Raw genomic sequence first — 3,672 nt, 5'->3', positions numbered from 1 at the left:
ATAATGCACTACGGGTATATATAATCTTTTTGTTCCAGGTGGACATTCTGGACAGAATGGAGCAACACTATTATTACTCATTTGTGAACCAGAATAAAGGTTGTAATCAAAATAACTTAAATGATTTACATTCAAATTAAGTAAACTATTTACTTTTTCCACACCATCAGGATTAATGTATTTGTACTCTCCTACTAAAACATCTTCATAATATTGATATTCACCGGGTCTTGATAACATCATTTCTCTTTTTCTGAATCTGATTTCTAGTTTTTCTAATCCGTTTACATAAATCCACGTTCCTACAAATTGATTAAAAAAATTTGGTATGTCTTTATAATAAGCATTGACTGGTGTGTTCATCTCATCTTTATCATTGTAAAGGTCTAATATTGGCGATTGTGCATTAAATGATGCACAGATAAGCAGTAATAAAACTATTTTTTTCATTTCTTTTTTTATAATTGATGAAAAGAATTCAAAACAAAAGAAGCCGTCTTACAAATTAAGACGGCTACTCTATTTATGGCTGTTTTATCAACGTATAAAACCCATAAGGAACACTAAAATCTCTAAACGTAGAAGGCGAATCTACATTTGCTTTATTCTCGTTGCTAGCTGGACTCATATGTTCTAGTTGTGCAATTATTTTTTCGACTCCATTTTCAACCACTCTTCTTATGATCAATGCTGCGTCTAAACCAAAATCATCATTAGCAGGTTCATCAAAAAACATATATAATCTTTTTGTTCCTAGTGGACACTCTGGGCATTGGGGAGCAAATCCATAATTATCTAGCTGAAATCCTGAATATAAATTATAAGCTCTTTTGTTAAAATGATTTATACTCAAATTCATCAAGCTGTTTACTTTTTCTACACCTTCTGTATTAATGTATTTGTACTCTCCCACTAAAACATCTTCATAAAATTCTACACCACCAGGAGAGAACATCATCTCTCTTTTTCTAAATCTAATTTCTAGTTTTTCTTGACCATTTTCAAAGATCCATGTTCCCGCAAATTGATTAAAAAAATTTGATATGTCTTTATAATATGCATTTGCGATTGTAGTTTGATAATTTGGATCATCATGCATATTAATTATTGGCGTTTGTGCATTACATGATGCACAGATAAGCAGTAATAAAACTATTTTTTTCATTTCATTTTTTATGATTGATGAAAAGAATTCAAAACAAAACGGCTTATGTATTTATGGCTGTTTTATTAACGTATAAAAACCATAAGGAACACTAAAATCACGAAACGTTGAAGGTGAGTAGATATCTTCTTTACTTCTGCCATTATGAGCTTTTATATGTTCCAGTTGAGCAATAATTTTTTCAACCCCATTTTCAACTACTTTTCTGAGGATTAATGCTGCCTTTAAACCAGAGTCATCATTAGCAGGTTCGTCAAAAGACATATACATTCGTTTAGTTCCTGGTGGACACTCTGGGCATTGAGGCGCAAAACCATAATTGTCCAATTGTGTGATAGAATGCAAATTATAATCAAAACGACTAACATGGTTCAAATTTAAATTGAGTAAACTATTTACTTTTTCAACACCTTCTGGATTAATGTATTTGTATTCTCCTACTAAAACGTCTTCATAATATTCAACACCACCTGGAGAGAACATCATCTCTCTTTTTCTAAATCTAATTTCTAGTTTTTCCATTCCATTTTCAAAAATCCAAGTTCCTATAAACTGATTTTGAAAGTTGTCCAAGTCCTTGTAATAAGCATTTGAAGTTCTACCTTGGTAATTGGGTTTATTATAAATATTAATAATTGGGTTTTGTGCTGTACAAGAGCTACTGATAAGAAGTATTAAGATTATTTTTTTCATTTTTATTGTTTTTTTAATTACACGGTATTTCTGTTAAATTTCCATTTGTATCAAGCATTTGTTCCTTCCATCCAGATATTTCTCTGATGCCGTTGGCATTTATTGTTTCAGTAGCTTTATACAATCCAATACTACCAAAATTATTGTTTTTTAAAGTGCTTAGAAAGACTTTTATTAATGTAGTACTATTGGCGGTACTACCATTTTCTTTATAGGCATCCCATAAATCTTCATCGAATTTAGCAAAATTCGCCCTATATTTACTTACAAAATCACTATAATCTTTAAACTTCAATGCATAATGTCCTGAACCAACAGAAAGTGTAATGGTATATTCAGCATAGTTTTTTTCTTGACCATTAGAATTGTGCATCAACGCAACATCTAATAAACTATCCAAATCTCCTGGAGAAAACATTGGAACTCCACCATTTTCAGGATTAGTGTGGCAATGCATTACACCTTTTACATTTCCTGTTGATAATCCTGCTTCTATATCTAAACTATGAGGGTTCTTTGGGTCTCTTGGTACAATAGGATATGATGGATAACTCGCTCCTGAGGCATTAGTAGTAGAAGATATATAATTTCCATATTCATCATCACCAGAGGATTGCGATTTTAATATTCTTAATGTTTGTTGAATAGAGCTACTCGGTATTATTCTATTTAGTTGTTCACATGGATTTTTTTCAACCTTAATCGGCTCCAAAACCCCAATTTCTCCATCAGGATTACAAGGATCACTTGCCAATCGACAGTTTGTTACTGAATAACTAAGAACAAACGTCAAACCATATTTTCCATTGGAGCATTCCGCATTGAAATAACTATCCCAATTGTCAAATGACGTGTTGCAATTAGTACATTTAGGCAATGCCATCAACTCAAGACATACAGTTGATGAACCACTTCCGGGGTTATTGCCTATATATTCATTAATATTACCACCGTCAACAGTAGGACTTCCACCTACGCCACTTGTTGGGTCTGTTACGTTATAGTCGGGTATCGGAATTATATCTTTAACCACTTCTTCACACGGTTTTGGTGTTAAAGGAGAAAGTGAAAATCCAGCCGCTATAACTTTCCCCTCAAACTGTTGAAACAGCTTTAATCCTGCCTTGTACTGTTGAGCAAAAACTTCCTTCATTTCATATTTCATAAGCGTTGTTTCAATTGCTGTTCCTTTTTCAGTAACCACTAAATTATGAAATGTTTTATAATCATCGCTCGGATGGTTTAAAATTCTAAAAGTATAATTTTTAATCCCTAAGGTATCTATAACTTGCAAAATTGAGTTGAAGTCTATCGATTGGCCAATAGTTCTCATTTGAATGTTTTCATCATAAATTGGTCTTAAACCAGCGTTTTGCAGTTTAGAATTTAATTGATTGATGATGTTTCTTGCATCTTGTCCTTTTAGTAACTTTATTTTATTGTTAACTTGTTGATGGTTCTCTTTTAGATAATTTTCTTCAGTATCACACCTAGCGAATAGCGATACTAAAAATAGGGTTAGAAACAATTTAGGCACGATTTTTTTTATAAAATAAATTGGTTTTTGGTTGGTACTAAACTTTTTTAAAAGTAATAAGAACAATTGGATTGTATCTACGTATAAATACGTATTTTTTACATGTTATTGGCTGATATAATTACTAATATTCTTTCAAATATAAAAAATAAATATTCAAATTGTTAAAAAGAATTAAAATGTTTTCTAATCATTTGGTCAATGATAGTAATAAATAAAAATTTAACAATACATTAATAAATTTCATACAATAAAGTAAATAGTATAACGTTATAAA

At 31.0% G+C, this 3,672-nt stretch carries 4 protein-coding genes; all 4 read right to left on the bottom strand.

Annotated elements, in window-relative coordinates; translation table 11 throughout:
* Positions 1-450, bottom strand: a 450-nt coding sequence (locus tag IAI56_RS15325; protein ID WP_204158669.1) for a DUF6705 family protein, incomplete at its 3' end; no start/stop codon positions are given.
* Positions 451-523: 73 nt separating this feature from the next.
* Positions 524-1,165: a DUF6705 family protein gene (locus IAI56_RS15320; RefSeq protein WP_187658692.1), complete on the bottom strand. Its 642-nt coding sequence runs from the start codon at positions 1,163-1,165 to the stop codon at positions 524-526.
* 51 nt (positions 1,166-1,216) lie between these two features.
* Positions 1,217-1,858 carry a DUF6705 family protein gene (locus tag IAI56_RS15315; RefSeq protein ID WP_187658691.1) on the bottom strand — a complete coding sequence of 214 codons (642 nt, stop codon included), beginning with the start codon at positions 1,856-1,858 and terminating at the stop codon, positions 1,217-1,219.
* 13 nt (positions 1,859-1,871) lie between these two features.
* Positions 1,872-3,395 (bottom strand): hypothetical protein, encoded by a 1,524-nt coding sequence (locus IAI56_RS15310; RefSeq protein ID WP_187658690.1) that lies wholly within the window; start codon positions 3,393-3,395, stop codon positions 1,872-1,874.
* Positions 3,396-3,672: the final 277 nt, after the last annotated feature.

This window comes from Flavobacterium macrobrachii, assembly GCF_014486675.1.
Taxonomy (GTDB): domain Bacteria; phylum Bacteroidota; class Bacteroidia; order Flavobacteriales; family Flavobacteriaceae; genus Flavobacterium; species Flavobacterium macrobrachii.
This window is presented reverse-complemented; position numbering and strand designations above follow the sequence as displayed.